This is a genomic window from Streptomyces sp. NPDC059874, assembly GCF_042731135.1.
GTDB lineage: Bacteria > Actinomycetota > Actinomycetes > Streptomycetales > Streptomycetaceae > Streptomyces.
In genome coordinates, this window is sequence record NZ_JBHWJY010000066.1 from 1 (window position 1) to 22,577 (window position 22,577).

General features: G+C 71.6%; 25 protein-coding genes. 6 read left to right on the top strand and 19 right to left on the bottom strand.

Features of this window, described 5'->3' with window-relative positions; translation table 11 throughout:
* Positions 1–212: hypothetical protein (locus tag ACFV9H_RS30000; RefSeq protein ID WP_385404266.1), on the bottom strand; the 212-nt coding region annotated here is incomplete at its 3' end.
* Positions 213–452: 240 nt separating this feature from the next.
* Positions 453–1,211, bottom strand: coding sequence for a phosphoglyceromutase (locus tag ACFV9H_RS30005; protein WP_385404269.1), 759 nt, complete (start codon positions 1,209–1,211; stop codon positions 453–455).
* Between the two features lie 152 nt (positions 1,212–1,363).
* Here ACFV9H_RS30005 and ACFV9H_RS30010 point away from each other — a divergent pair, with 152 nt between their 5' ends.
* Complete coding sequence (locus ACFV9H_RS30010) at positions 1,364–2,719, top strand: MDR family MFS transporter (protein ID WP_385404272.1); 1,356 nt, start codon at positions 1,364–1,366, stop codon at positions 2,717–2,719.
* Here the strand turns inward: ACFV9H_RS30010 and ACFV9H_RS30015 are convergent.
* Both ACFV9H_RS30015 and mshA read right to left on the bottom strand, forming a co-directional pair.
* The gene (locus ACFV9H_RS30015) at positions 2,691–3,188 is read right to left on the bottom strand and encodes a YbjN domain-containing protein (protein WP_385404275.1); all 498 of its coding nucleotides are present in this window, start codon (positions 3,186–3,188) and stop codon (positions 2,691–2,693) included. The genes ACFV9H_RS30010 and ACFV9H_RS30015 overlap by 29 nt on opposite strands.
* Positions 3,181–4,554 (bottom strand): D-inositol-3-phosphate glycosyltransferase, encoded by a 1,374-nt coding sequence (gene mshA / locus ACFV9H_RS30020; protein ID WP_385404277.1) that lies wholly within the window; start codon positions 4,552–4,554, stop codon positions 3,181–3,183. The genes ACFV9H_RS30015 and mshA overlap by 8 nt, the downstream gene beginning before the upstream one ends.
* Before the next feature lie 250 nt (positions 4,555–4,804).
* On the opposite strand from mshA, the gene ACFV9H_RS30025 reads away from it, so the two are divergent.
* From ACFV9H_RS30025 to ACFV9H_RS30035, 3 genes are all read left to right on the top strand, one after another.
* Positions 4,805–5,632 carry a class I SAM-dependent methyltransferase gene (locus tag ACFV9H_RS30025; RefSeq protein ID WP_385404280.1) on the top strand — a complete coding sequence of 276 codons (828 nt, stop codon included), beginning with the start codon at positions 4,805–4,807 and terminating at the stop codon, positions 5,630–5,632.
* Positions 5,633–5,915: 283 nt separating this feature from the next.
* Positions 5,916–6,932 carry an NlpC/P60 family protein gene (locus tag ACFV9H_RS30030; RefSeq protein WP_385404283.1) on the top strand — a complete coding sequence of 339 codons (1,017 nt, stop codon included), beginning with the start codon at positions 5,916–5,918 and terminating at the stop codon, positions 6,930–6,932.
* Between the two features lie 439 nt (positions 6,933–7,371).
* The gene (locus tag ACFV9H_RS30035) at positions 7,372–8,739 is read left to right on the top strand and encodes a PP2C family protein-serine/threonine phosphatase (RefSeq protein ID WP_385404286.1); all 1,368 of its coding nucleotides are present in this window, start codon (positions 7,372–7,374) and stop codon (positions 8,737–8,739) included.
* A gap of 15 nt (positions 8,740–8,754) precedes the next feature.
* Here ACFV9H_RS30035 and ACFV9H_RS30040 read toward each other — a convergent pair whose 3' ends face one another.
* The 8 genes from ACFV9H_RS30040 to ACFV9H_RS30075 form a co-directional block, all read right to left on the bottom strand.
* Positions 8,755–9,093, bottom strand: coding sequence for a DUF2516 family protein (locus tag ACFV9H_RS30040; protein ID WP_385404289.1), 339 nt, complete (start codon positions 9,091–9,093; stop codon positions 8,755–8,757).
* Between the two features lie 145 nt (positions 9,094–9,238).
* The gene (locus ACFV9H_RS30045; protein WP_385404292.1) at positions 9,239–9,802 is read right to left on the bottom strand and encodes a hypothetical protein; all 564 of its coding nucleotides are present in this window, start codon (positions 9,800–9,802) and stop codon (positions 9,239–9,241) included.
* Positions 9,803–9,819: 17 nt separating this feature from the next.
* Entirely contained in the window at positions 9,820–10,263 is a 444-nt protein-coding gene (locus ACFV9H_RS30050; protein ID WP_385404294.1) for a helix-turn-helix domain-containing protein, read from the bottom strand.
* Between the two features lie 87 nt (positions 10,264–10,350).
* Positions 10,351–11,241 carry an SMI1/KNR4 family protein gene (locus ACFV9H_RS30055; RefSeq protein WP_385404296.1) on the bottom strand — a complete coding sequence of 297 codons (891 nt, stop codon included), beginning with the start codon at positions 11,239–11,241 and terminating at the stop codon, positions 10,351–10,353.
* A 29-nt stretch (positions 11,242–11,270) separates the two neighbouring features.
* Positions 11,271–12,029 carry a putative protein N(5)-glutamine methyltransferase gene (locus ACFV9H_RS30060; RefSeq protein WP_385404372.1) on the bottom strand — a complete coding sequence of 253 codons (759 nt, stop codon included), beginning with the start codon at positions 12,027–12,029 and terminating at the stop codon, positions 11,271–11,273.
* A gap of 80 nt (positions 12,030–12,109) precedes the next feature.
* Complete coding sequence (locus ACFV9H_RS30065; RefSeq protein WP_385404298.1) at positions 12,110–12,589, bottom strand: hypothetical protein; 480 nt, start codon at positions 12,587–12,589, stop codon at positions 12,110–12,112.
* 72 nt (positions 12,590–12,661) lie between these two features.
* Positions 12,662–13,906 carry a GNAT family N-acetyltransferase gene (locus tag ACFV9H_RS30070; RefSeq protein WP_385404301.1) on the bottom strand — a complete coding sequence of 415 codons (1,245 nt, stop codon included), beginning with the start codon at positions 13,904–13,906 and terminating at the stop codon, positions 12,662–12,664.
* A gap of 78 nt (positions 13,907–13,984) precedes the next feature.
* Positions 13,985–14,584, bottom strand: coding sequence for an AmfC protein (locus tag ACFV9H_RS30075; RefSeq protein WP_385404303.1), 600 nt, complete (start codon positions 14,582–14,584; stop codon positions 13,985–13,987).
* A gap of 389 nt (positions 14,585–14,973) precedes the next feature.
* Between ACFV9H_RS30075 and ACFV9H_RS30080 the strand changes: the two genes are divergently transcribed.
* Together ACFV9H_RS30080 and dtd are read left to right on the top strand one after the other, a co-directional pair.
* Positions 14,974–16,548, top strand: coding sequence for a hypothetical protein (locus ACFV9H_RS30080; RefSeq protein WP_385404305.1), 1,575 nt, complete (start codon positions 14,974–14,976; stop codon positions 16,546–16,548).
* Positions 16,549–16,577: 29 nt separating this feature from the next.
* On the top strand, positions 16,578–17,003 hold the full coding sequence (gene dtd / locus ACFV9H_RS30085; protein WP_376659489.1) for a D-aminoacyl-tRNA deacylase: 426 nt from the start codon (positions 16,578–16,580) through the stop codon (positions 17,001–17,003).
* A 10-nt stretch (positions 17,004–17,013) separates the two neighbouring features.
* Here dtd and ACFV9H_RS30090 read toward each other — a convergent pair whose 3' ends face one another.
* The 7 genes from ACFV9H_RS30090 to ACFV9H_RS30120 form a co-directional block, all read right to left on the bottom strand.
* A complete protein-coding gene (locus ACFV9H_RS30090; RefSeq protein WP_385404307.1) occupies positions 17,014–17,982 on the bottom strand; it encodes a YgfZ/GcvT domain-containing protein in 969 nt (322 codons plus the stop codon).
* A gap of 21 nt (positions 17,983–18,003) precedes the next feature.
* Positions 18,004–18,459, bottom strand: coding sequence for a Fur family transcriptional regulator (locus ACFV9H_RS30095; protein ID WP_385404310.1), 456 nt, complete (start codon positions 18,457–18,459; stop codon positions 18,004–18,006).
* Between the two features lie 75 nt (positions 18,460–18,534).
* Complete coding sequence (locus tag ACFV9H_RS30100; protein WP_385404312.1) at positions 18,535–19,107, bottom strand: FABP family protein; 573 nt, start codon at positions 19,105–19,107, stop codon at positions 18,535–18,537.
* 273 nt (positions 19,108–19,380) lie between these two features.
* Positions 19,381–20,376, bottom strand: coding sequence for a hypothetical protein (locus ACFV9H_RS30105; RefSeq protein WP_385404314.1), 996 nt, complete (start codon positions 20,374–20,376; stop codon positions 19,381–19,383).
* On the bottom strand, positions 20,373–21,320 hold the full coding sequence (locus tag ACFV9H_RS30110) for a hypothetical protein (protein ID WP_385404316.1): 948 nt from the start codon (positions 21,318–21,320) through the stop codon (positions 20,373–20,375). Before ACFV9H_RS30110 ends, ACFV9H_RS30105 begins: the two co-directional genes overlap by 4 nt.
* Entirely contained in the window at positions 21,317–22,174 is an 858-nt protein-coding gene (locus ACFV9H_RS30115) for a hypothetical protein (RefSeq protein ID WP_385404319.1), read from the bottom strand. Before ACFV9H_RS30115 ends, ACFV9H_RS30110 begins: the two co-directional genes overlap by 4 nt.
* A gap of 105 nt (positions 22,175–22,279) precedes the next feature.
* Positions 22,280–22,543, bottom strand: a complete 264-nt coding sequence (locus ACFV9H_RS30120) for a DUF3099 domain-containing protein (RefSeq protein ID WP_385404322.1) — start codon at positions 22,541–22,543, stop codon at positions 22,280–22,282.
* Positions 22,544–22,577 lie beyond the last annotated feature (34 nt).

A 22,577-nucleotide genomic window follows, 5' to 3' on the forward strand; every position in this document is an offset into this window, starting at 1 on the left:
GGCGCCAGCAGCGGCTCGGCCTGCTGGAGCGTGGTCGAGCCGCCGTTGGTCACGACGACCGCCGGGTTGCTGAGGACCCGCGAGACGTTGAGGTCCGAGATGTTGAGGTTGTCGATGAGGTCGAGCAGCGGATCCGCCTGCGCGGGGGCGCCACCGGCCAGCAGGACTACGCCGGCGAGGGCGCCGACCGCGGAGAATCGATTGATCTTCATGCCGGGGAAACGCCCGGCCGCCGCCCCCGGTCACCGCTCCCGCCCGTCCGTCGCCCGTTTGGCCCTACCGATCCCCCCGTCTGGCCCGCGCATCGGACCGACGTACGACGAGCCCTGCCCCGCGGGTGAAACCGCAGGTCGGGTGGCTCGTTCGCGCGCGTGGCGCAGAGGCCCCCGGGCAGCGAAAAGCCCCCTACCCGCGGGGAAACCGCGGGTAGGGGGCTGTTTCGTGGAGCGGTGTTACTTCTTGCCCTGGTTCTTGACGGCCTCGATGGCGGCCGCGGCGGCCTCCGGGTCGAGGTAGGTGCCGCCCGGGTTGAGGGGCTTGAAGTCGGCGTCCAGCTCGTAGGAGAGCGGGATGCCGGTCGGGATGTTCAGGCCCGCGATGTCGGCGTCGGAGATGCCGTCGAGGTGCTTGACCAGCGCGCGCAGGGAGTTGCCGTGCGCGGCGACCAGCACGGTGTGGCCGTCCAGCAGGTCCGGGACGATCGAGTCGTACCAGTACGGCAGCATGCGGACGACGACGTCCTTGAGGCACTCGGTGCGCGGGCGCAGCTCCGGCGGGATCGACGCGTAGCGCGGGTCCTCGGACTGCGAGAACTCCGTGCCGTCCTCGAGGGCCGGCGGCGGGGTGTCGTAGGAGCGGCGCCACAGCATGAACTGCTCCTCGCCGAACTCGGCGAGCGTCTGGGCCTTGTCCTTGCCCTGGAGGGCGCCGTAGTGGCGCTCGTTCAGGCGCCAGGAGCGGTGGACCGGGATCCAGTGGCGGTCCGCGGACTCCAGGGCGAGCTGCGCGGTGCGGATCGCGCGCTTCTGGAGGGACGTGTGGACCACGTCGGGGAGCAGGCCGGCGTCCTTGAGCAGCTCACCGCCGCGGACCGCCTCCTTCTCGCCCTTTTCGTTGAGGTTGACGTCCACCCAGCCGGTGAACAGGTTCTTCGCGTTCCACTCGCTCTCGCCGTGGCGGAGGAGGATCAGCTTGTACGGTGCGTCGGCCATGCGTACGAGCCTAATGGACGTGCGGGGGCGCCCGCGCGCGGTGTCCGGGGGCGTCGATTGACTGTCCGCGTCAATCGAGTAGCGCGCCCGAGGCAACCACTCGTAACGTGCGTACCGGTCGAGTGACACTTACGCCTCCGGGGGGATTCCTTATGTCCGTTGAGAGCATGAGACGGGCCGCCCGGGAGAGCGTGTCGGGTCTGCCGACGGAGTTCTGGTGGCTGTGGACGAGCACCCTGGTCAACCGGCTCGGGGCCTTCGTCGCCACGTTCATGACCTTGTACCTGACCCTGGACAGGGGCTACTCGGCCTCCTTCGCGGGACTTGTGGTCGCCCTTCACGGACTCGGCGGGGTGATCTCCTCCCTCGTCGCGGGCGTGATGACCGACCGGCTCGGGCGGCGGCCGACGCTGCTGGCGGCGAACGTCGCGACCGCGCTCTCGGTGGCACTGCTGGGCTTCATGGAGCGTCCGGCGGCCATCGCCGCGGTGGCCCTGCTGGTCGGCATGGCCTCGAACGCGTCCCGGCCGGCGGTGCAGGCGATGATGGCCGACATCGTGCGTCCCGAGGACCGGGTACGGGCCTTCGCGTTGAACTACTGGGCGATCAACCTCGGCTTCGCCGTCTCCGCGACCGTCGCCGGTTTCATCGCCGAGTACAGCTACCTCGCCGGCTTCCTGGGCGAGGCGGCGCTGACGCTGCTCTGCGCGGTCCTGGTGTACCTGAAGCTGCCCGAGTCCCGGCCCGAGAAGGGTGACGCCGCGTCGGCGGCCGCTGAGCCCGAGATCGGGCTGGGGACGGTGCTGCGCGACGGGCGGTTCATGGGGGTCGTGGGGCTGTCGTTCCTGATCTCGCTGATCTTCATGCAGGGTTCGTTCGGCCTGCCGCTGGCGATGGGGTCCGCGGGGTTCACCACCGGCGACTACGGCCTGGTCATCGCGGTGAACGGTGTGATGATCGTGCTGCTGCAGATCCCGCTGACGCGGTTCATCGAGCACCGGGACCCGCAGAGGCTGCTGGTGGTCTCCGCGCTGCTGGCGGGGTACGGGTTCGGTCTGACGGCCTTCGGCGGGTCCGTCGGGGCGCTCGCGCTGACGGTGTGCGTGTGGACGCTTGCCGAGATCATCAACTCGCCGACCCAGATGAGCCTGGTCGTGCGCCTCTCGCCGCTGCACGGACGGGGCCGCTACCAGGGCATGTACACGATGTCGTGGGCGGTGGCCTCGCTGATCGCCCCGCTGCTGGCCGGTGCGGTCATCGACCGGTACGGGGCGGAGTGGCTGTGGGGCACGACGGCGGTCCTGGGAACGGTCGCGGGGGTGGGGTACTGGATGCTGATGCGGAACCTTCCGCCGACCCCGGACGCGGAACCGCAGGCCCCGGAAGCCGCGGCCGAAGCCGCGATGGATGCCGCGCCGGAAGCCGCGGTGGATGCCACGCCGCAGGCCGCGGTGGATGCCACGCCGCAGGCCGCGCCCGTCAGCGCGTCGGCTGCGTCAGGTGCTTGAAGGCGTCGAGGTTGTAGGTCGGTTCGCCGCGGGAGACGCGCCACTCGTACTCGCGGCGGATCGCGCTCGCGAAGCCCAGCTCCAGCAAGGTGTTGAAGGCACCGTCCGCAGCCTCCAAAACGGTGCCCAACAGCCGGTCCAGGTCCTCCGGGTTCACCACCGAGAGGGGCAGCCGGGCCGTTAGGTAGATGTCCCCGAGGCGGTCGACGGCGTAACTCAGGCCGTACAGCTTGAGGTTGCGCTCCAGCAGCCAGCGGTGGACGCCGGCCTCGTTCTCGTCGGGGTGGCGGATCACGAAGGCGTTGACCGACAGGGAGTGCCGGCCGACCCGGAGCGAGCAGGTGGTGCTCAGCTTGCGGGTGCCGGGGAGCTGGACGACGTACGAGCCCGGCTCGGGGCTCTCCCAGCTCAGCTCGGCGCCGGTCAGGGCGCCTTCGATGATCGCGGCGGTGTCGGCGGTGTCAGCCATGGTGGGAGCGTACGCGACGGCGGTGATCGTGCATCGCTGCCGTGTACACGTCGGCCGTGGCGCTCGCGGCGGTGTCCCAGCCGAAGAACTGCGCGTGCCGTGCGGCCTGCGCGCCCATCCGGTCGGTGAGCTCCGGCCGGTCGATGAAGCGCCGCAGCTGCCTCGCGTAGTCCACCGGGTCGTGGCCGGGTACGAGGATCCCCGTGGACCCGTCGTCGACGGCGACGGGCAGTCCGCCGACGGCGGCGGCCAGCACCGGCGTGCCGGTGGCCTGGGCCTCGATCGCGACCAGCCCGAAGGACTCGCTGTACGAGGGCATGACGAGGACGGACGCCGCCCGGAACCAGTCGGCGAGCCCGTCCTGCGCGACCGGCGGGTGGAAGTGCACGAGGTCGGCGATGCCGAGCTTCGCGGCGAGCTTCTGGAGCCCCTCCGGCTTGGCCAGGCCGCTCCCGCTGGGGCCGCCGACGACGGGGACGAAGAGACGGCGGCGCAGCGAGGGGTCCTGGTCGACCAGGACGGCGACGGCCCGCAGCAGGATGTCGGGGGCCTTGAGCGGCTGGATGCGGCCGGCGAAGAGCGGGATGACGGCGTCCTGCGGCAGGCCGAGGCGGGCGCGGGCGGCGGCGCGGCCGTCGCCGACGGTGAAGCGGTCGAGGTTCACGCCGGGGTGGACGACGGCCACCTTGCCGGGGTCGGCCTCGTAGTGCCGTACGAGCTCGTCGGCCTCTTCGGCGGTGTTGGCGATGAGCCGGTCGGCGGCGGCCACGATCTGGGTCTCGCCGATGACGCGGGCGGCGGGCTCGGGGGTGTCGCCCTCGGCCAGCGCGGCGTTCTTGACCTTGGCCATGGTGTGCATGGCGTGCACGAGCGGCACGCCCCAGCGTTCGGCGGCGAGCCAGCCGACGTGGCCGGAGAGCCAGTAGTGGGAGTGGACGAGGTCGTAGTAGCCGGGGCGGTGGCCGGCCCAGGCCTGCATGACGCCGTGGGTGAAGGCGCACAGCTGGGCGGGGAGCTCCTCCTTGGCGAGGCCTTCGTACGGTCCCGCGTCCACGTGCCGGACGAGCACCCCGGGTGCCATTTCCACCACGGGCGGCAGCCCGCCGGTGGTGGCCCGGGTGAAGATCTCGACCTCGATGTTGATCGCGGCGAGGCGGCGGGCCAGCTCCACGATGTAGACGTTCATCCCGCCGGCGTCACCGGTGCCGGGCTGGTGCAGCGGCGAGGTGTGCACGCTGAGCATGGCGACGCGGCGCGGCTTGCGGTGGCCTCCGACCGCGGCCGGCAGGCGCAGCCGCGGCGGCTCGTGGCGGGTGGCGCGGGCGGCGGCGAGGCGGCCGCTGAGGCGGGACACGTACTGGCTCAAGGGAGCAGTTCCTCTCGGCTAGGACGGTGCTCACGGCGCTCGGACGGCGGGACAGGTCTGGCAGGACGGACATCACACGGCATGCGGGTGGGCATGACGGCGAGGGCGCGGTGGGCGCCCTGCAAGGAGTGCAACCCGAATGGCCGTCCCGCGCATTCCGGGGAGTCCGGTTTTCCTCGACTTTTCTCACCGCCCGCCCGGCGCCCGGCGATTTTTTCGGCCGCGCGGACCCTCCGCTTACCCTCGGCTCATGGCCTCCCGCAACACCTCGTCCCCCTCCCCCAGCCGTGCCCACGGCCGCCCTGTGGGCTCGGTGACGCGCGGGACGACCAACCCGAACCGGTTGCGCCGCATGGACCGCTGGATCGCGGCCACCCACGGGGCGGCGCTGCGCCGGGCCGAGGCGCCGGTCGCGGTGGACCTCGGCTACGGGGCCGCGCCGTGGACGGCGGTCGAGCTGCTGGCGCGGCTGCGGGAGGCGGCGCCCCGGGTGCGGGTGGTCGGCATCGAGATCGAGCCGGCGCGGGTCGCGGGCGCGAAGCCGTACGAGCGGGAGGGGCTGAGCTTCCGGCACGGCGGCTTCGAGGTGCCGCTGGACGGTGGGGCGCGTCCTTCCCTGATCCGCGCGGCGAACGTGTTGCGCCAGTACGACGAGGAGCGGGTCGCGGAGGTGTGGGCGCGGCTGTGCGCGCGGCTGGCTCCGGACGGGCTGCTGGTGGAGGGCACCTGCGACGAGATCGGGCGGCGGCACGTGTGGGTGGCGCTGGGCCCGGAGGGGGCGCGCACGGTGACGTTCGCGACCCGGCTCGGCTCCCTGGAGCGGCCCTCGGACCTGGCGGAGCGGCTGCCGAAGGCGCTGATCCACCGGAACGTGCCGGGCGAGCCGGTGCACGCGTTCCTGCGGGACTTCGACCGGGCGTGGGCCGCGGCGGCTCCGTACGCCTCCTACGGGGCGCGGCAGCGCTGGATCCGGACGGCGCGGGCGCTGGCGGGCGACTGGCCGCTGGCGGACGGCCCGGGGCGCTGGCGGCAGGGGGAACTGACGGTGCGCTGGGAGGCTTTGCGCCCGGTGGGGTGAAAACGGCGCGCTGGGGAACCGGTGGTGGGGGTGGCCCGTTGAGTCGTCGGGGACGGGGCGCTGAAATGGGGCGCGGGCACGCCGACTGACGGTCGTTCGGCGGCTCGGACGACGCGGGCAAGATCGGAAGACACCCGCAAGGGTGTTGGATTTCATCCAGTCGTGGCACCATCCCGGAGGCAGTAAGAAGTTACTGATGGATAGTCAGTTCAGGATGCCTGGGGGGACCATGGGGGCCGGAAGGCAAAGGCGGGGCGCGAGCGCCCTCGTACTGCTGTGCGCGATGGCGATTCTGACGGCGCCGGGCCTTGCGACGGGCACGGCGTACGCGACGCCCGCGGCACCGGCGGCGCCGGAGCCGGGCGTGAAGTCCCTGGAGCAGGTCCACAAGGAGATAGAGGACCTCTACCACCAGGCCGGCTCCGCCACGGACGCCTACAACCAGGCCGAGGCCGAGACCAAGGCCCAGTCGGAAAAGATCGTGGAGCTCGCCAATCTGATCGTGGCCGGGCAGAACCGGATCGACACCCTCAAGAGCCGCGCCGGCGCCGCGGCCCGCGCCCAGTACCGCTCCGGCGGCCTGCCGCCCGGCGCGCAGCTGGCGTTGAGCGAGGACCCCAGCCAGTTCCTCGACGGTGCCAAGCGGTTGCGCCAGGGCGAGAAGGCCACCTCGGACATGCTCTCGGAACTGGACCGCACCCAGAACGACTTGCGCCAGTACGCGGCCGACGCGAGCGCGCGCTGGGCGATCCTGGAGGCCAACCGGGTCAAGCAGGAAGCCGCCAAGAAGGAGATCGAGGGGAAGATCAAGGCGGCGGAGGAGCTGGAGAACAAGCTGCAGGCCGAGGAGAAGGCCCGGCTGATCCAGCTGGAGCAGGAAGCCCAGTACAAGGCGCAGACGGCGTGGCTGTCGACGGGCGCCATGAAGGACGTCAACGGCGCCGCGACGGACGCCGGCAAGCGGGCCGTGCAGTTCGCCACCGCGCAGATCGGCAAGCCGTACGTCTGGGGCGCCGAGGGCCCGGGCTCGTACGACTGCTCGGGGCTGACCTCACAGGCCTGGCGGGCGGCGGGCAAGGGCATCCCGCGCACCTCGCAGGAGCAGCTGCGGCTGCTGCCGAAGGTCGCGGTCAAGGACATGCGCCCCGGCGATCTGATCATCTACTTCGACGACGCGAGCCACGTCGGGATGTACATCGGCGACGGCGCGATGGTCCACGCCCCCCGCCCCGGCCGCAATGTCACGATCGCCGGCGCGGGCTCGATGCCGATCAAGGCGGTCGTCCGCCCGGACGCGTAGCCCCCTGCGGGGTTGCTCGGCGGGGGTGGCCCCGGCGGGACCGGGCCCCGTCCGGTGCGGGGCTGCGCCCCGGGCCCCGCACGTGTGCTCAGCGCCCGCACCCTCGCACCGGAGGGCTGGGTTGCGCGGAGCGCGATTTCAGCCCCTCCGGCGTTTGAGGAGCGGGGTTCGGGGCGGAGCCCCGCAGCGGCGCGCGGGCGCATCCAACCTCGCCGACGGAGTCCAAAGGCAACCAAAGCGTCGCGCCGGACGTCTCGCCAGGCGGGACGGAAGTCGCCCCCGCCGTGACGTTTGTCATCCAGTGAGGCCGAATTTCCCCCGCGATAACGGCATATGCCGGAGGCCCCGCCCCACAACGGCATTCCGCTCGCCCGGCCCGGCCGCTAGGGTCTGCCGGACGAGCGCACCACCCTCGGGGGGAGGGAAGGAACCGGAGACGATGCCCGTACCCGTACCGAGGCAGCGGGAGACCCCTGCCGAGGCGAGCGGTCAGGCCGTTCTGCACACCGCCACAGGTGCCACCGGCACCAGCACCACGGCCATGGGCACAGCCATGGGCACGGCCCCGGCCGCGACGCCCTCATCGGCCCCCACCCCCTCGTCGGCGACCCCGCACACGACCCCGCTGACCCTCCTCGTCATCGAGGACGACCCGGCCGGCGGACTCACGGTCCCCGAGATCCTCGACGCCGACGGACACCGCATCCGGCTCCGCACCGCCCGCAACCTCGTCGAGGCCGAGCGGCTGCTCACCCCCGACGTGCACTGCATCCTGCTCGACCTGTCCCTCCCCGAGACGGGCTCCCGCGCCGGCGCCGCCACCGTGGCCGTCGACCGGCTGACCACCCTCCGCCAGGTACTCCGCCTCGCGCCCCGGCACGCCGTACTCGTCCTCACCTCCGAGGCCGACGCCGAGCGCGCCGCCGAGGCCGTCCGGGTCGGCGCCCAGGACTTCCTGTTCCGCGACGAGCTGGACGGCCGGCTGCTGAGCCGCGCCATCCGCTACGCGGTGGAGAGAAAACGGGCGGACATCGCCCAGTACAAGCTCGCAGAATCGAAACTGCGCGCCCAGGAGAACGCCCGCCTGGAACGCGGCCTGCTCCCCACTCCCCTCCTCGAAGGCTCCGACCTACGCTTCGCCGCCCGCTACCGCCCCGGCCGCAGCCGGGCCCTGCTCGGCGGCGACTTCTACGACACCGTCCGCACGCCCGACGGAACCGTCCACGCCATGATCGGAGACGTCTGCGGCCACGGCCCCGACGAAGCCGCCCTCGGCGTCGAGCTCCGCATCGCCTGGCGGGCCCTTACCCTGGCCGGGCTGTGCGGGGACGACCTGCTGGCCACCCTCCAGGAGGTCCTCGAAGTCGAGCGGCCGTGCGATGAGATCTTCGCGACGCTCTGCACGGTCGACATCGCCCCCGACGGCCGCCGCGCGGGCCTGTGCCTGGCCGGCCACCCGGCCCCGCTGATCTCCAGGCCGGGCCGAGCCGCGCGGCTGCTCCCGTACGAGAACAGCGGCCCGGCACTCGGACTGCTGCCGCGCGCCCGCTGGCCCCGCCGCCAGGTCGAGCTCGGCGGCACCTGGAGCCTGATGCTCTACACGGACGGCCTGATCGAGGGCAGGATCGGCGAGGGCAAGGAGCGGCTCGGCCAGGACGGCATGGTCGAGATGATCAACCGCCACCTGGACCGCGGCCTGAGCGGCGAAGGCCTGCTGGAGGCCTCCGTCACCGAGGCCCGCCGCCTCAACGGCGGCGAGCTCACCGACGACGTGGCCGTGGTCCTGCTCTCGCGCGCCGAGAGCTGAGGACCACCGCAGGGACTACCGTCCGCCGTTGTAGGGCCCGTACGGCCCGTCACTGCTGCTGCCACCGCTGCGCCGGCCACCGCCCGAGACCTGGTTGAGGGCCGGACGCACGTCGACGAAGAACACGATGGTCGCGACCAGGCCCGCGATCTGCAGGAACAGCATCCCGAGGAAGGCGTCCACGAGGACGGTGATGCCGAGGATGACCAGCCAGAAGGTCTTGGTCTGCTTCTCGGCCGCCCGGTAGGCGTCCTCGCGCGCCAGCAGCGCGAACACGAAGGCCACGACGGCGAGCGCCAGCATGGCGAACCCGAGCAACGGGAGCACCCCGTTATCGAACCCGTTCATCAGCATCGCGCGACCGCCTTCTCATACGTGTTCGCATGCGTTCACATGCCTGCGCTTCCACTTCCCATTCCAAGCTACCGGCACAGGCGCCCACATCAACCACAACGGGCCGGACACCTTCCAGGTGACCGGCCCGTCGCACTCGTACGCCTCAGCTCTCCTCGGCCGGCGCGGCCGCGGCCTTCTTCGCGGCGCTCTTGCGCGCGGAGGTCTTCTTGGGGGCGGCCTCGGCCACCGGCTCCGACGTCGCCTCCGGCTCCGCCTCGGGCTCCGGCTCCACGGCCACGGCGATGTCGACGATCTCCTCGGAGACCTCGCCCCGCCAGGCGCGGACGGCCTGCTCACCGTGCTCGGCGACCTTGTCGTACGTCTCCTTGGCGCGCACGGCGTACTCCGCGGCCACGCCGACCCCGCGCAGCGCCAGGTCCTGGGCGGTCTCCCCGAGCTTCTTCGGGTCGATCGCGCCGAGCACCTCGGCGACCTTGGCGGTGACGACCTCCTGCGCCTCCTTGGCGGCTTCCTTGGCCTTCTCCTGCACGACCTTCGGGTCGGTGTTCTTCACGGCCTCGATGCGCGCGGGGGCCTCGGCGCGCAGCTGCTCGATGAGACCCGGCACCTTCTTCGCCTGCTGCACGGCGAGGTCGGCGGTGCCGGCGGCGAAGTAGAGCGGGGTGGGGTCGGTGAGGGTCTTCTTCAGGTCATCGGCGATGGCCATGTGCGGGTCCTCCCGGATCAGGTTCGGTTCGTCTTCGACGGCATCTCGTCGGCGGGCCCTTCGGGCACGTCGGGTGCAGCGGGTGCATCAGGCGCATCGGGTGCGGCGGGCGCATCGAGCGCGTTCTCCTTGCGGAACGACTCGTAGACCTGGAGCAGCACCTGCTTCTGCCGCTCGTTGATGGACGGGTCGGCGAGGATGACGGCCCGCGTCTCCACCTCGTCCCGGTCCCGCTCGTCCAGGATCCCGGCCTGCACGTACAGCGTCTCCGCGGAGATCCGCAGCGCCTTGGCCAGCTGCTGCAGGATGTCCGCGCTCGGCTTGCGCAGCCCGCGCTCGATCTGACTCAGGTACGGATTCGACACCCCCGCCGCGTCGGCCAGCTGCCGCAGCGAGAGCTGGGCCTGCCGACGCTGCTCACGGAGGTATTCGCCGAGATTTCCGACGTTGAGCGATGCCATGCCTGAATCCTGCCGCACCTTGCTAACTTTTGCAAGCAGCTGCTTGCAACATCTCCCACCCGGTCCGAGCCGATCGGGCTGCCCGGGCTACTCGTCGTCGTCCTCGTCCGTGACCGCGTCCCAGGTCGGCAAGGGGGTGCCGGCCGCGGTCGTGATCTCGAGGATCTCGCACCTCATGAGCCGAACAGCGGCGAAGAGCCGCTGCCGGACCCGTTCCCGGTCTTCCGGCGGGAAGCCGATGCGGATCGTATGAGGGTTGGACTCGTCGTAGGTGAGCAGCCAGTCGGTGTCGACGGTGGCGAGGTGGTCCTGTCGCGTCCCGTCGTGCTCGCAGCGCCACGAACCCCGGTCCGCGACGGGCGCCAGTGCCTCGCGCAGCAGCCGCAGGCGCTCGGCGTGGGTCAGGGGCCCTTCCGACAGGCGCAGACACCGGTCGACACGGGGACGGAAGGTGTTGAACCAGGGCGCGAGCCCGGGCTGCGCCTGCATGAGCAGACGGGAGCCGACCCGTCCGGCGGCCCACCCCTCGATGTATGCGGCGGCGCCCATGGAATGGGTCTCGTACCAGCCGTCCCGGCCCCACACCACGACGGGCCAGCGGTCCGGGGAGCCGCTGGTGAGCCAACACAGCCGGTCGGCGTCCATGGTGGTGCCCCAGACGAGGAGTCCCCCGGGATCCGGGTGCAGCGGGTACGGGTAACGCTCACGGTCCCGTTCCGGAGAGCCCGTGAGATGGGCCCTCTGCCATGCGATGCCGTTGTGCCTGCTCGTACCGAACGGCGTCTGGAGGTAGAGGAAATCGCGGAACTCTCCCCAGCCGTAGATCTCGACGAGTCGTTTGTAGTCGTCGGGCAGCCGGGTGCCGATCGCGCTCTCCGCGGCGGCCCAGTCCCCGTGGGCGTCCACGGGGACGGCCGGCGGCGGCACGAGCCGGCTCAGACGGTCGCAGTCGGTCTCGGTGCTCTTCGCCTCGGCCATCTCGACCACCTCCCTGTTTCGCGGCCGGCTCAGGCCTCGGCGATGACCACCGTCGCGTAGAGCTCCTCCGAGGTGACCACCCGGGTCGTGAGTCCCGCCGCGGTCAGGGCCGCCGCCGTCGACGGGCACTGGCGGGCGCTCGTCTCGATCAGGAGGCGGCCGCCCGGGGCCAGCCAGCGCGGGGCGCCCGCCGCGACCCGGCGGTGGATGTCCAGGCCGTCCTCGCCCCCGTCGAGGGAGACCAGCGGCTCATGGTCCCGCGCCTCGGACGGCATGAGGTCGATCTCCTCCGTGGGCACGTACGGGGCGTTGACCACCAGCACGTCCACCCGTCCGAGCAGGGAGGCGGGCAGCGGCTCGTACAGGTCGCCCTCCCACACCGTGCCGCCGTACGGGGCCACGTTGCGCCGCGCGTACGCCAGCGCGGCCGGGTCTATGTCCGCCACGTGGAGTTCCACCCCGCCCGGGGTCCGCGCCGCCACCGCCGCGCCCAGGGCGCCGACTCCGCAGCACAGGTCGAGCACCACCGCGCCGGGCCGGGCCAGCGCCACCGCCTGGTCCACGAGGAACTCGGTGCGCCGGCGCGGCACGAAGGCCCCCTCGCCCACCTCCATGCGCAACCCGCAGAACTCCGCCCACCCCACGACGTGTTCCAGCGGCTCACCGCCCACCCGACGGGCCAACAGCTCCGCCAGGTGGGCGTCGTCCCGGGCGGCCCCGCCCAGCAGCTCCGCCTCTTCCTCCGCGAAGACGCAGCCCGCCGCGCGCAGGGCTTCCACCAGTGACATCGAGTGCGTCAAACAGCTCAGTCCTCAGATCTCGGTCTTCAGTGCTCATCGGTCATTTGTCATTGGTCATTGGTCATTGGTCATGGCCCGGTCGACGATACGGCCGTCGCCCGACCCCGCAGCCGCCCCCGGGCCCTGATCGCCAACTGCCGGGCTTCCTCCGGACCGCGCTCCACGATCGGCGCGACCTCCTCGAAGGGCAGCCCGAACAGGTCGTGCAGGACGAACGACAGCCGCTCTTCGGGCGCGAGTTGGTCCAGTACGACGAGCAGCGCGAGCCCGACCGAGTCCGCGAGCGGCCCGTCCCGCTCCGGGCGGCCGGACGGGACGACGGGCACGCCGACCCGCGCCCGCAGCCGGTCCAGGCAGACCCGGGCGACGACACCGGTCAGCCAGCCGGCGTCGGCGTGGTCCAGGAGCCGCCGGGCCTCCCGGAGCGCGTCCTGCGCCTCGGTCGCCGAGCCGAGCATCCGGACCGCCACCGCGTGCAGCTGCTCGCGTCGCTCCTCGAACCGCGCCGCGAGGTACTCGCCGTCGCTCGTGCCGCTCGCCACCGCCATCGCCCCGGCTCCTCTCGCCCGTTGTTCCACCGACCGCTCGGAGCCGACGGATGTGACAGATCGGAAGCCGCCTCAGAAGACGTCCGGGCACCACGGTCGGCGGGCCGTGCGGAACACCGCGTCCGCCAGCGCCACCGCCCCCGGCCGCAGCTCCGTCACCCGGCCCAGCGCCGCCAGCCGTACCGCGGACTCGTCGCCCAGGTACAGCGAGCCCAGCACGGACACGTCCAGGCTCAGGTCCACCGGCTCCTCGGTCCGCTCGCACGCGCCGGTGCCCGCGTCCAGCCGGTAGCGGCCGTCCGACAACCCCGCCGCGTCCGTGACCTCCAGTACGAGGATCCCCGGCACGGCGTACGTCCGCGCGCGCAGGGCAGCCGCGACGTCCAGCAGCCGCACCCACAGGAAGTCCGCGGCCGTGACGATCCGGGCCGAGCGCGGGTCGGGCAGCAGCTGGGCGACGAGGTCGTCGGGCGCCCGGTAGCCGGTGCGGACCTTGGTCACCCAGTCGATGGAGCACAGGAACCGCCACAGCGCCCGCTCCGCCTGCGGGGTGAGCGCCAGCAGGTCGTGGACCTGCACGGTGTTCTGCGGGAGCTTCGCGTCCGTCCAGTGGTCGTCGGCCCCGTACGCGGCCAGCCCGGCCACCTCGCCGGCCGCCGTGCGGTACACCGCGAAGAACTTCTCCTTGTACGGGCGGTACGAGATCTGCTCCAAGCCGGTCGCCAGGCTCCACCAGCGCTCGTCCCGGTTCACGGCGCCGTGCGTGCGCGCCCGCAGCCGCTCGTGGAGCTCCGGGCCGACACGCCGGGCCTCGGCCGCGTCCACCAGGTCGATCCGCCCGCCGTCCACGGGCGCCGCCAACCGCCGGTCCAGCCCGGTGCGCGGTACGTCGATCTCCCATTCCGCGAGGGAGGCCGCGGGCCCGTACCCGTACCGCCCGTAGATCGGGTACTCGGCGGCGATCAGCGTCGACAGCACGTCACCGCGCGCCTTGGCGGCGGCGAGCTCACTCGCCATCATCCGCGACAGCAGTCCCTGGCGGCGGTGCGTGGGCAGCACGCCGACGTTGGAGACCGCGCTGGAGGGGACGGACGCCCCACCGGGCACGGTCAGTTGCTGCGCGAAGGAGCGGAAGGCCGCGACGCAGCGGCCGGTTTCGGAGTCGAACGCGCCCAAGGTGCGGGCGAGGTCGTTGTACTTGGCCCGCTGGGCCACGTCGGAGTCGGTCACTCCGGCCGCGGTCAGGAAACCCGTGTTCACGGTTCGCAGCCAGTCGGGGAGCTCGGATTCGGCGATCGGCCGGACGTCAGCACTCATAGCCGCCCACGCTAATCTCCCGACCGATGCCCGGTCGCCCGATTTTCCGGCCGCCTGCGACCCGCGCCCGCTGCCCCTTCAGGCCAGCAGGTCGTCCACCTGCGCCTCTCCCTCCCGGTACCGCCGGGTGATCTCCGCGCTGCAGTCGTCGACCGTCCGCTGGAGCTGCTGTCGGCGCCGCGAGACCTGCTGCTCGTAGCGCACCAGCCGGCCCATCCCGTCGTACAGCTCGCCGTCCGTGCGCGCGCTCAGGTCGGACAGCTCCACGTCGGACAGCATCTCCGCCGCCAGCAGCCGGTACTCCTCGCCGTGCGGGGTGCCGAGCGTGACGTGCCGGGCGGACGCGCTACGGCTGGAGGGGGCGTCGGCGAGGATCTCCGAGAGCCGGTCCACCCGGTCCGCCACCGGCGCCTCGGGGTCCGCACGCCGCGCGAGTTCGGCCCGCAGGATGTCGATGCGGCCCTGGAGCAGCCGGCGTACGTAGCTCAGATCGGCCTCGTCGCGCTGCGCGTCGCGGCGCAGCGCGCGCAGTTCCGGCAGCCCGAGCGCGGTGGTGCGGGCCTCCGGCCCCGGCTGCTCCGGCCCCGGCAGGTCGCCGGTGCGCTGCGCGGGAGGTCGGACCGCGGCAGCTGCGATGGATGCGGGTGATGCAGGTACGGAGGTACCAGAAGTATTCATACGAACGAGTCCGTCCCCTCGACCGGTGCGGCGCACCCGCACCGCCTGCGTGCATCGTGCCACTCTCCGTGGCCCCGACGCAGTCCCACTCCACCCGATCGGCCCCGGACGGACCAACTGATTCGGCTGTCGGCCGTCGCCGCCCAGCCAATACCTCGTATGGGTGAAAGGAAGTGGTGCGGGCACGCGGCCTTCGCAGAGACGTCAGTCTCAGGGGAGAACATCCGTGCTGTTGTCGGTGATGGGGAGGGGGGATCCTGTGGCGCGGCGGGGGGAGTCGGAGGCACAAGCGTCCGCTGCGCGCGCTGACCGGTCCGTTCACTGTTCCGGCGCCCGCAGGTGCGCGTATCCGTGATCGCCTGCGCCTGTCCACCCGCGATGCCGAGGTCATGCGGGTCGTGGGTGACCACCTCGGTGGGTATGCGCGTGCTGATCTGGCCGAGCGGGTGCGGATCGGCATGGTGCCGGTCAAAGAGAATCGTCGGGCGGAGCGCAAGCGCGTACTGACGCGGGTGTCGTCGTCGCGGTGGGCGGGTGCGATCACCCGTGCGTCCGAGGACCAGTACCAGCTTTCGCTGCGCTGCCTGTTCGATGAGCGAACCTCGCTGCGCCGGGCCGTCGCGAAGATCCGTACCCGTCTGGGGGTGCCGTGCGGCCGGCGCGTGGGTGGCGTTCGCGGCTATCCGAGCCAGGTCGAGCGTGCGCGGAAGCAGTGCCGGTTGCAGGTGCTCACCGCCCGCCTGGCCGAGGTGGAGGCGCGTATCGAGGCCGGGCATCCGGCGATCGTCGTCGGCGGCCGCCGGCTCGCGAAGGTGCGACACAACCTCGCCGACGCCGGTCTCACCGAGACCGGCTGGCGGGAGCGCTGGGACGCGGCTCGCCTGTTCCTGACCGCCGACGGCGAGTCCGGCGCACCCCACGGGAACTACACGATCAATGTGGACCCGGCCGACGGGACGGTCACGATCGTCCTGCCCCAACCGTTGCGGCACCTCGCAAACGCACCCCGTGGTCGCTACCGGCTCGCCTACACCGTCACGTTCAACCACCGCCGCGATCAGTGGCTGGACCGTGCCATGGCCAACAGGTCCGTGCGCTACGACATCACCTACGACGCCGTGCGTGGCCGCTGGTATCTGGATGCTTCCTGGTCCACCGAGAAGACCATGTTGCCCACGCCCGTCGAGCTGGCCGCCGCAGGCGTCCGGCTGCTGGCCGTGGACCTCAACGCGGACCATTTCGCCGCGTGCGTGGTGGACACTCACGGCAATCCGGTCGGTGAGCCGGTCACCATGCCCACCGAGCTGACGGGACCCGCATCCCAGCGAGACGGGCGCCTGCGGGCCGCGATCACCGCACTGATCAACTTCGCCCGCAAACACGGTTGTGCCGGTCTGGCGATCGAGAACCTGGGCTTTACCGACGCCCGTGCCACCGGTCGGGAAACCATGGGACGCGGCAAACGCGGAAAGGCCTTCCGCCGCACCGTCGCTGGGCTCCCCACCGCGCGGTTCCGGGAACGACTGCGCGGCATGGCCCACCACTGCGGACTCGTTCTCGTCGCGGTCGATCCCGCCTACACCTCACGCTGGGGCACCCAGCACTGGCAGACCCCACTCCAGCAGCAATCCCAATCCAAGACCACCGCCGTCACCGGCCACCACGCGGCCGCTGTGGCGATCGGCAGGCGCGCCCTCGGACACGGGCTACGGCGTCGGTCAGGTGTGACCGCACACGACCAGAGGATCGTTGTGCGGAGAGCTACCGGCCAGACCGTCCCCCGCCCGAGGGCACGCGGGACCGCGAGCCCGCCAAGGACCACAGGCACGCCCCACCGGGGCACCAAGACCTGCCGGGGCCGAGGCGACCAGCTCGCGCTGTTCCCCGTCTCCCAAGACCGTTCGGGGGGACAACCGGCAAGTCCGGTAGGTAGAGATGTGGCCAATTCCGGCCCACATCTCTAGCAACGGTGCACTCCTGGTACACAGGTGGTATGCGAGCTGTGGTGCAGAGGGTGGACGGCGCGAGCGTCGTCGTGGGCGGCGAGACCGTGGGCGAGATCGTCGGCGAGGGGCTGTGCGTGCTGGTGGGGGTGACCCACGACGACACCCCGGAGAAGGCGGCGCTGCTGGCGCGCAAGCTGTGGTCGGTGCGGATCCTGGAGGCCGAGAAGTCCTGCAGCGACGTGAACGCCCCGCTGCTGGTGATCTCCCAGTTCACGCTGTACGGGGACGCGCGCAAGGGCCGCCGCCCCACGTGGAACGCGGCGGCGCCCGGCCCGGTGGCCGAGCCGCTGGTGGACGAGGTCGTGGCCCAGCTGCGGGCGCTGGGCGCGACGGTGGAGACGGGCCGGTTCGGCGCGGACATGCGGGTCTCGCTGACCAACCACGGCCCGTTCACCATCGTCATCGACATCTAGCCGCCCAGGGCTACGGCGCTACGACGACCTCCTGCGCGGCGGCCGTCTTGCCGACCAGCAGCGGCGCGTCCACCGGCACGTTCCGCTTGACCAGCGCGAGGGCGATCGGGCCCAGCTCGTGGTGGCGGACGGCCGTGGTCACGAAGCCCAGCTGCCGGCCCTCCTCCCCGTCGGCGGCGAGCCGGACGGGCGTGCCGTGCGCCGGGAGGAGCACCTCGGAGCCGTCCAGGTGCAGGAAGACCAGGCGGCGCGGGGGCTTCCCCAGGTTGTGGACGCGGGCGACGGTCTCCTGGCCGCGGTAGCAGCCCTTCTGGAGGTGGACGGCGGTGCCGATCCAGCCCAGCTCGTGCGGGATGGTCCGGTGGTCGGTCTCCAGGCCGAGCCGCGGCCGGTGCGCCTCGACGCGCAGGGCCTCGTACGCGAGCAGCCCGGCGGCCGGGCCGTGCGCGGCGGCGAAGGCCTCCAGCTCGGCGCGGGGCAGGAACACGTCGCGGCCGTGCGCGGTCTCCCGGACGACGAGCTCCTTGGGGACCTCGGCGATGGAACCGGCCGGCAGGTGCACGACGGCGAACTCGTCGGTGCGGTCGGCGACTTCGACGCGGTAGAAGAACTTCATCGCCTCCAGGTAGGCGATCAGCGCCTCCTGGGTGCCGGGCTCCACGTGCGCCCAGGTGGTCTCGCCGTCGTCGACGAGGTAGAGCGCGTGCTCGATGTGGCCGTTGGCGGAGAGGATCAGCGCCTCGGTGGCCTGCCCGGCGGGCAGTTCGGTGAGGTGCTGGGTGAGCAGCAGGTGCAGCCAGCTCAGCCGTTCCGGTCCGCTGACGGTGACGACTCCGCGGTGCGAGAGGTCGACGAACCCTCGGCCGTCGGCGAGGGCGCGTTGTTCGCCGTACAGCTCGCCGTAGTGGGCGGCGACGCCCTCGTCGCGGCCTTCGGCCTGCACGGCGCCGGGGAGGTGGAGCAAGGGGCTGCTGGTCATGGGACCAAGCGTACGACTCGGCTACGCGTGGCCGTCACGGTGTTTGGCGGCGCACTTCTTGCAGAGGCCGAAGATCGCGAAGTGCTTCATGTCGGTCTCGAAGCCGAAGGTGCCACGGAGCTTGGCGGTGAATTCGGCGGCGATGTCCACGTCCGCCTCGATGACGTCTTCGCATTCGCGGCAGACCAGGTGGATGTGGTGGTGCCGGTCGGCGAGGTGGTACGTGGGGGCGCCGTGGCCGAGGTGCGCGTGCGAGACGAGCGCCAGCTCCTCCAGGAGCTCCAGCGTGCGGTAGACGGTGGAGATGTTGACCCCGGATGCGGTCTTGCGCACCTGGGCGAGGATCTCGTCCGGGGTGGCGTGTTCCAGTGCGTCGACCGCTTCCAGCACGAGTTGGCGCTGCGGTGTCAGCCGGTAACCGCGCTGCCGCAGGTCGCTCTTCCAGTCGGTGCCTTCGGTGCCCTCAGTGCTGACCACGTGGCCAGTGTAGACGCGAGAAGGGGACGGCGGGTCGGCCCGTCGTCCCCTCCGCGCACGGCTTCGATCCGCGGATCAGCGGAAGAAGGCGATGCCGTCGTCCGGCATGTCCGGGAGGTTGCGCGCCATCTCGGCGACCTCCTCGGGCGTGACGACCTTCTTCAGCTGGGCCGACATGTACGGGCGCAGCTCGACGTCCGGCGTGGCCTTCTCGCCGACCCACATCAGGTCGCTCTTCACGTAGCCGTAGAGCCGCTTGCCGCCGCTGTACGGGCCGGAGGCCGCGGTGCGCGCGACGGCGTCGGTGACCAGGTCGATCTGCGGCTTCTGGTCGGCGAGATCGCCGTACCAGACCTCGACGACGCCCTGGTCGCGGACCATGACGACCTCGACCTTGCGGTCCTTGTCGATGCGCCAGTAGCCGGACTCGGACTCCAGCGGCCGCACCTTGTTGCCCTCGGCGTCGAGGGCCCAGGTGTGCGAGGTGTACTCCAGGAAGTCCCGGCCGTCGTGGCCGAAGACGACCTCCTGGCCGAAGTTGCACTTCTCCTCACCGGGGAAGTCGAAGACTCCCGCGCCCTCCCAGGTACCGAGGAGGAAGGCCAGGGGGACGAGGCCGGGGTTCAGGTCGGACGGGATCTGGATCATGAATGGCTGCTCAGGCGATCTGTGGGAGGGGTTCCGGGCGGTCTGCTGGGCCGGGCTGACGAGCCGAGGCTCAGCGCTGACCCTGGTACAGCTTCTTGACCGCCAGGCCGGTGAAGGCCATGACGCCGACGCAGACCAGGACCAGCAGGGAGGTGAAGACTGCCTCAAGCACGGGGTGCTCCTCGGAATTCGTTTCTGGGGCTGTACGGGGCCGGTCCCCAAGCCTACTGGCCCGGGGACCGGCGCACTGTGCGAGGTGGGCCGTACCGCCGGTCAGCTCAGCAGCTGGTGCTGGAGGATCACCGTCTGGTGCAGGGGGACGGTGGCCACCTGGCCCTTGCGGGTCTGGAGGATCACGGCCTGGACGTCACCGGACTGGACGCATCCGGCCTTGATCTGCTCGTCGCCGAACGGGGTGGACTCCTCGTGGACCGTGACTCCGGTGGCGTCCGGGCCGGACTGGTTCATCTTGGCCTTGGTCCAGGTGGCGTCCGCCTCGATGCGGTTGACCCCGTTCAGGTTCATGTCGCCGCCGCAGCCCTCGAAGGCGTCGGTGAATCCCGAGGCGTGGAAACGCAGCAGGTAGATCCGGGTACGAGTGCCGTCGGGCGTGGTCCAGCCGCGCGCGACGATCTGGCGCAGGCCGTCGTCCGTGAACCCCTGCTTCATCTTTTCGCGCGTGGAGGGCTCGTACTCCTCCAGGAAGGTGTCCACGGACACCACCGAGTCCTTCTCCAGCTTCAGCGTGGAGTCGGGCTTCGATCCCTGCGGGGCCGGGAGGAGCAGCTCGGTCAGGCCGGCGTAGTGGATGCCGTCCGGGTTGTCCTTGGCGAAGGGCAGGGCGGCGCCGGGCGGCAGGGTGGGCTTGACCAGAGCCGGGTAGACCCAGCGGCCGTCGTCCTTGGTGGACAGGCCGGGGATGTCGGTGCGCTCGGGCTGGGCGATCCCGTACGCGACACCCGTGCCGACGGTTCCGAAGACCACCACGGCGGCCGTCCAACGCAGGAAGGCGAACAGCTTGCGCCGGTCCTTGGGCGCCGGGGCCGGCGGGGCTTCGGCGGCGTCGCCCCCCGGCGGGGCTTCGGCGGGCACCGCGTCCTGCGGGGCGGTCCCGGGCGCCTGCGGCTGCTGCTGCGGCTGCGCGGGCACGGCGTCCTGCGGGGCCGGCGCCTGCGGCTGCTGCTGCGCGGGCACGGCGTCCTGCGGGGCCGGGGCCTCGACGATCTCGACAGCCTCCGGAGCGGGTCCGGTGGTGTTCTGCTCGGTCACGCGGACTCCCCGGGGGACTTCAGGTGGCTCAGCTGGTTCTTGAGGAACGCGGTGGCATCGGATGCCTTGAAGGCGGGCTTGGGCCCGTACGCACGGAAGTTGACCATCACGTCGCCTTCGACCGAAACGCAGTAGAGGGAGTCGATCTTCTCCTCCTTCTCCTCGCCGACGGGCAGCAGCGAGCACTTGGCGTCCGGGAAGCCGTCCACCTTCGGTGCGTCGCGGTCGCCGGCCATGAGGTCGATCAGCTTCTTGGAGACCTCGGAGAAGGTTCCCAGGGCCTGCGGGTCGGCCTGCATGATGCGGACCTCCGTGACCATGTCGCCGTTGCCCTTGGTGTAGCTGCGCCCTGCGAGGCCCTTGAGCTTGAGGTCGGCCAGCATGTCGTCGCGCTTCTTGCGTTCCGAGCTCGACAGGCCCTTGCGGGCCTCCTTGAAGCCCTCGACGGCCTTCTCGCCCGAGACGAAGAAGTTGTTGCCGTCGCCACCGAGGTCGGGGCCCAGCGAGAACCCGCTCGGCAGGGGCAGCAGTTTGCCCGAGAGGGCGTTCGCGGGGACGGGTCCCGGTTCTTCCTTCTCCTGCGACGTCACGCCGTGGGGGTTCCAGTAGGCCGTGGGCGCGGTCCGGTCGGCGTCCGCGATCGCGGTGGCCCCCCAGACGCCGGCGCCCGCGAGGACGACGACGGCCACGCCCGCGGCGATGAGGGCGGCCTTCTTGCGGTTGACCCCGCGCGCGGACTTCACCGGCGCGGCCGCCTCCGGTCCGGCCTCGACCGGGGCCACGGGGGCCTCGGGGGTCTCGGGGACCTCGGGGACCTCGGGAGCCGCGGGGGCCACGGGGGCCACGGGGGCCACGGGCGTCTCCGGGGCCGGGGCCGAGGCCGGGGCCGCGACCTCGGTCGTCGGGACCGGCGCCGGGGTGTTGTCGTTCTGCGGCTCGGTCACAGTCGCTCCAGCTGTCGCTTGGCCAGGTCGATGACATCGCCCTCGGCGATCTTGCCGCGGTTGTCGTAGTAGAAGATGTCCACGACCACGTCGCCCCGGCGCACGAGGGCCCGGGCTTCGCGGACCGGGTAGTAGCCCGGCTTCTCGTGGGTCTCGGAGTTGACCCACACGTGCCCGAGGTCCGCGGAGATGCCGGGAATGGCGACACCGTCGTTGCCCGCGAACTTCTTCTCCGGCATGTAGCCGGCCTGTTCCTTCTGGTAGTCGTCGGCGCCGGAGAAGTCGTCGAACTGGATCAGCCGGACCTCGACGAGGACCCGGTCGTCCTGCCACATCGTCGTCGCGATCCGCCGGAAGCCGTCGTTCGCGAACCCGCGGAGGGCTCCGTCCGGCCGCTCGAAGGTGGTCGAGAACGAGTCGAGGGTGTCGTAGCCGGCGCCCACCGCCTTGGCCCCGCTCGGTGCCTCGATCAGCAGCTTGCTGAGGTCGTCGTCGGTCTTGTGCCAGCGGTTGGCGTTGATCGTCTTGTTCGTCGTCGCGTCGTCCGGCGCGAGCGCCTTCGGCGTCACCAGCTTCTGCTGGGCCAGCGGCGGCAGCGCGGTCGGTTCGCGGTGGTACTGGACCGCGTAGCCGGTGACCGCGCCGGCGAGGACGCCGAGGACGGCCGCGCCCGCGATCAGGAGCGTCGTACGACCGCGCCGACGGCGCGGGACTGCTCCGGCGGCACCGGCAGTGGTGGCATCGACATCGGCCTCGGGGCCGGCGGCCGGGGTGGAGAGCTGGTCCGGAGTGTCTGTTTCCGGTGCGTTCTCCGCCTCTTTCCGCTGCTCGGGGATGGTCTGTTCGTGTTCCAAAGGAGTCCCCCACAGGACTGGAGGCACAGGTTGATTACCCGTGCGTACCCATGACCCGTTCCAGGGGGACGCGGTTGTATGAATGCTTATTACATTCTTATCTCGTCATTCCTCGTGGCGCCGTTTTCCATCCAACTCGTCCCACCACTCGTCGGACTTCGGATCGCCCGAGGGGTCGTCCCACCACCGGTCGTCCGGGCCGCGCCGGTTGGCGATCACGGCGGCCACCGGCGGGATGACCATGGCGACCACGCACAGCGCCACGGCGGCCTCCACCGACAGCAGGCGCACGAAGGACCAGGCGGAGACGAAGAGGAACAGGCATCCGCCCATGAGCAGGAAGTACACGCGCCGGCGCCTGGCGTACATGTCTCCAGCGTAGAGCCGGCCCCGGCGAAGGCAA

Coding starts and splice junctions, on each gene's coding strand:
- ACFV9H_RS30005 (WP_385404269.1), bottom strand. CDS start 1,211: ATGGCCGACGCACCGTACAAGCTGATCCTCCTCCGCCACGGCGAGAGC.
- ACFV9H_RS30010 (WP_385404272.1), top strand. CDS start 1,364: ATGTCCGTTGAGAGCATGAGACGGGCCGCCCGGGAGAGCGTGTCGGGT.
- ACFV9H_RS30015 (WP_385404275.1), bottom strand. CDS start 3,188: ATGGCTGACACCGCCGACACCGCCGCGATCATCGAAGGCGCCCTGACC.
- ACFV9H_RS30025 (WP_385404280.1), top strand. CDS start 4,805: ATGGCCTCCCGCAACACCTCGTCCCCCTCCCCCAGCCGTGCCCACGGC.
- ACFV9H_RS30030 (WP_385404283.1), top strand. CDS start 5,916: ATGGCGATTCTGACGGCGCCGGGCCTTGCGACGGGCACGGCGTACGCG.
- ACFV9H_RS30035 (WP_385404286.1), top strand. CDS start 7,372: ATGCCCGTACCCGTACCGAGGCAGCGGGAGACCCCTGCCGAGGCGAGC.
- ACFV9H_RS30040 (WP_385404289.1), bottom strand. CDS start 9,093: ATGCTGATGAACGGGTTCGATAACGGGGTGCTCCCGTTGCTCGGGTTC.
- ACFV9H_RS30045 (WP_385404292.1), bottom strand. CDS start 9,802: ATGGCCATCGCCGATGACCTGAAGAAGACCCTCACCGACCCCACCCCG.
- ACFV9H_RS30050 (WP_385404294.1), bottom strand. CDS start 10,263: ATGGCATCGCTCAACGTCGGAAATCTCGGCGAATACCTCCGTGAGCAG.
- ACFV9H_RS30055 (WP_385404296.1), bottom strand. CDS start 11,241: ATGGCCGAGGCGAAGAGCACCGAGACCGACTGCGACCGTCTGAGCCGG.
- ACFV9H_RS30060 (WP_385404372.1), bottom strand. CDS start 12,029: ATGTCACTGGTGGAAGCCCTGCGCGCGGCGGGCTGCGTCTTCGCGGAG.
- ACFV9H_RS30065 (WP_385404298.1), bottom strand. CDS start 12,589: ATGGCGGTGGCGAGCGGCACGAGCGACGGCGAGTACCTCGCGGCGCGG.
- ACFV9H_RS30070 (WP_385404301.1), bottom strand. CDS start 13,906: ATGAGTGCTGACGTCCGGCCGATCGCCGAATCCGAGCTCCCCGACTGG.
- ACFV9H_RS30075 (WP_385404303.1), bottom strand. CDS start 14,584: ATGAATACTTCTGGTACCTCCGTACCTGCATCACCCGCATCCATCGCA.
- ACFV9H_RS30080 (WP_385404305.1), top strand. CDS start 14,974: ATGCGGGTCGTGGGTGACCACCTCGGTGGGTATGCGCGTGCTGATCTG.
- dtd (WP_376659489.1), top strand. CDS start 16,578: ATGCGAGCTGTGGTGCAGAGGGTGGACGGCGCGAGCGTCGTCGTGGGC.
- ACFV9H_RS30090 (WP_385404307.1), bottom strand. CDS start 17,982: ATGACCAGCAGCCCCTTGCTCCACCTCCCCGGCGCCGTGCAGGCCGAA.
- ACFV9H_RS30100 (WP_385404312.1), bottom strand. CDS start 19,107: ATGATCCAGATCCCGTCCGACCTGAACCCCGGCCTCGTCCCCCTGGCC.
- ACFV9H_RS30120 (WP_385404322.1), bottom strand. CDS start 22,543: ATGTACGCCAGGCGCCGGCGCGTGTACTTCCTGCTCATGGGCGGATGC.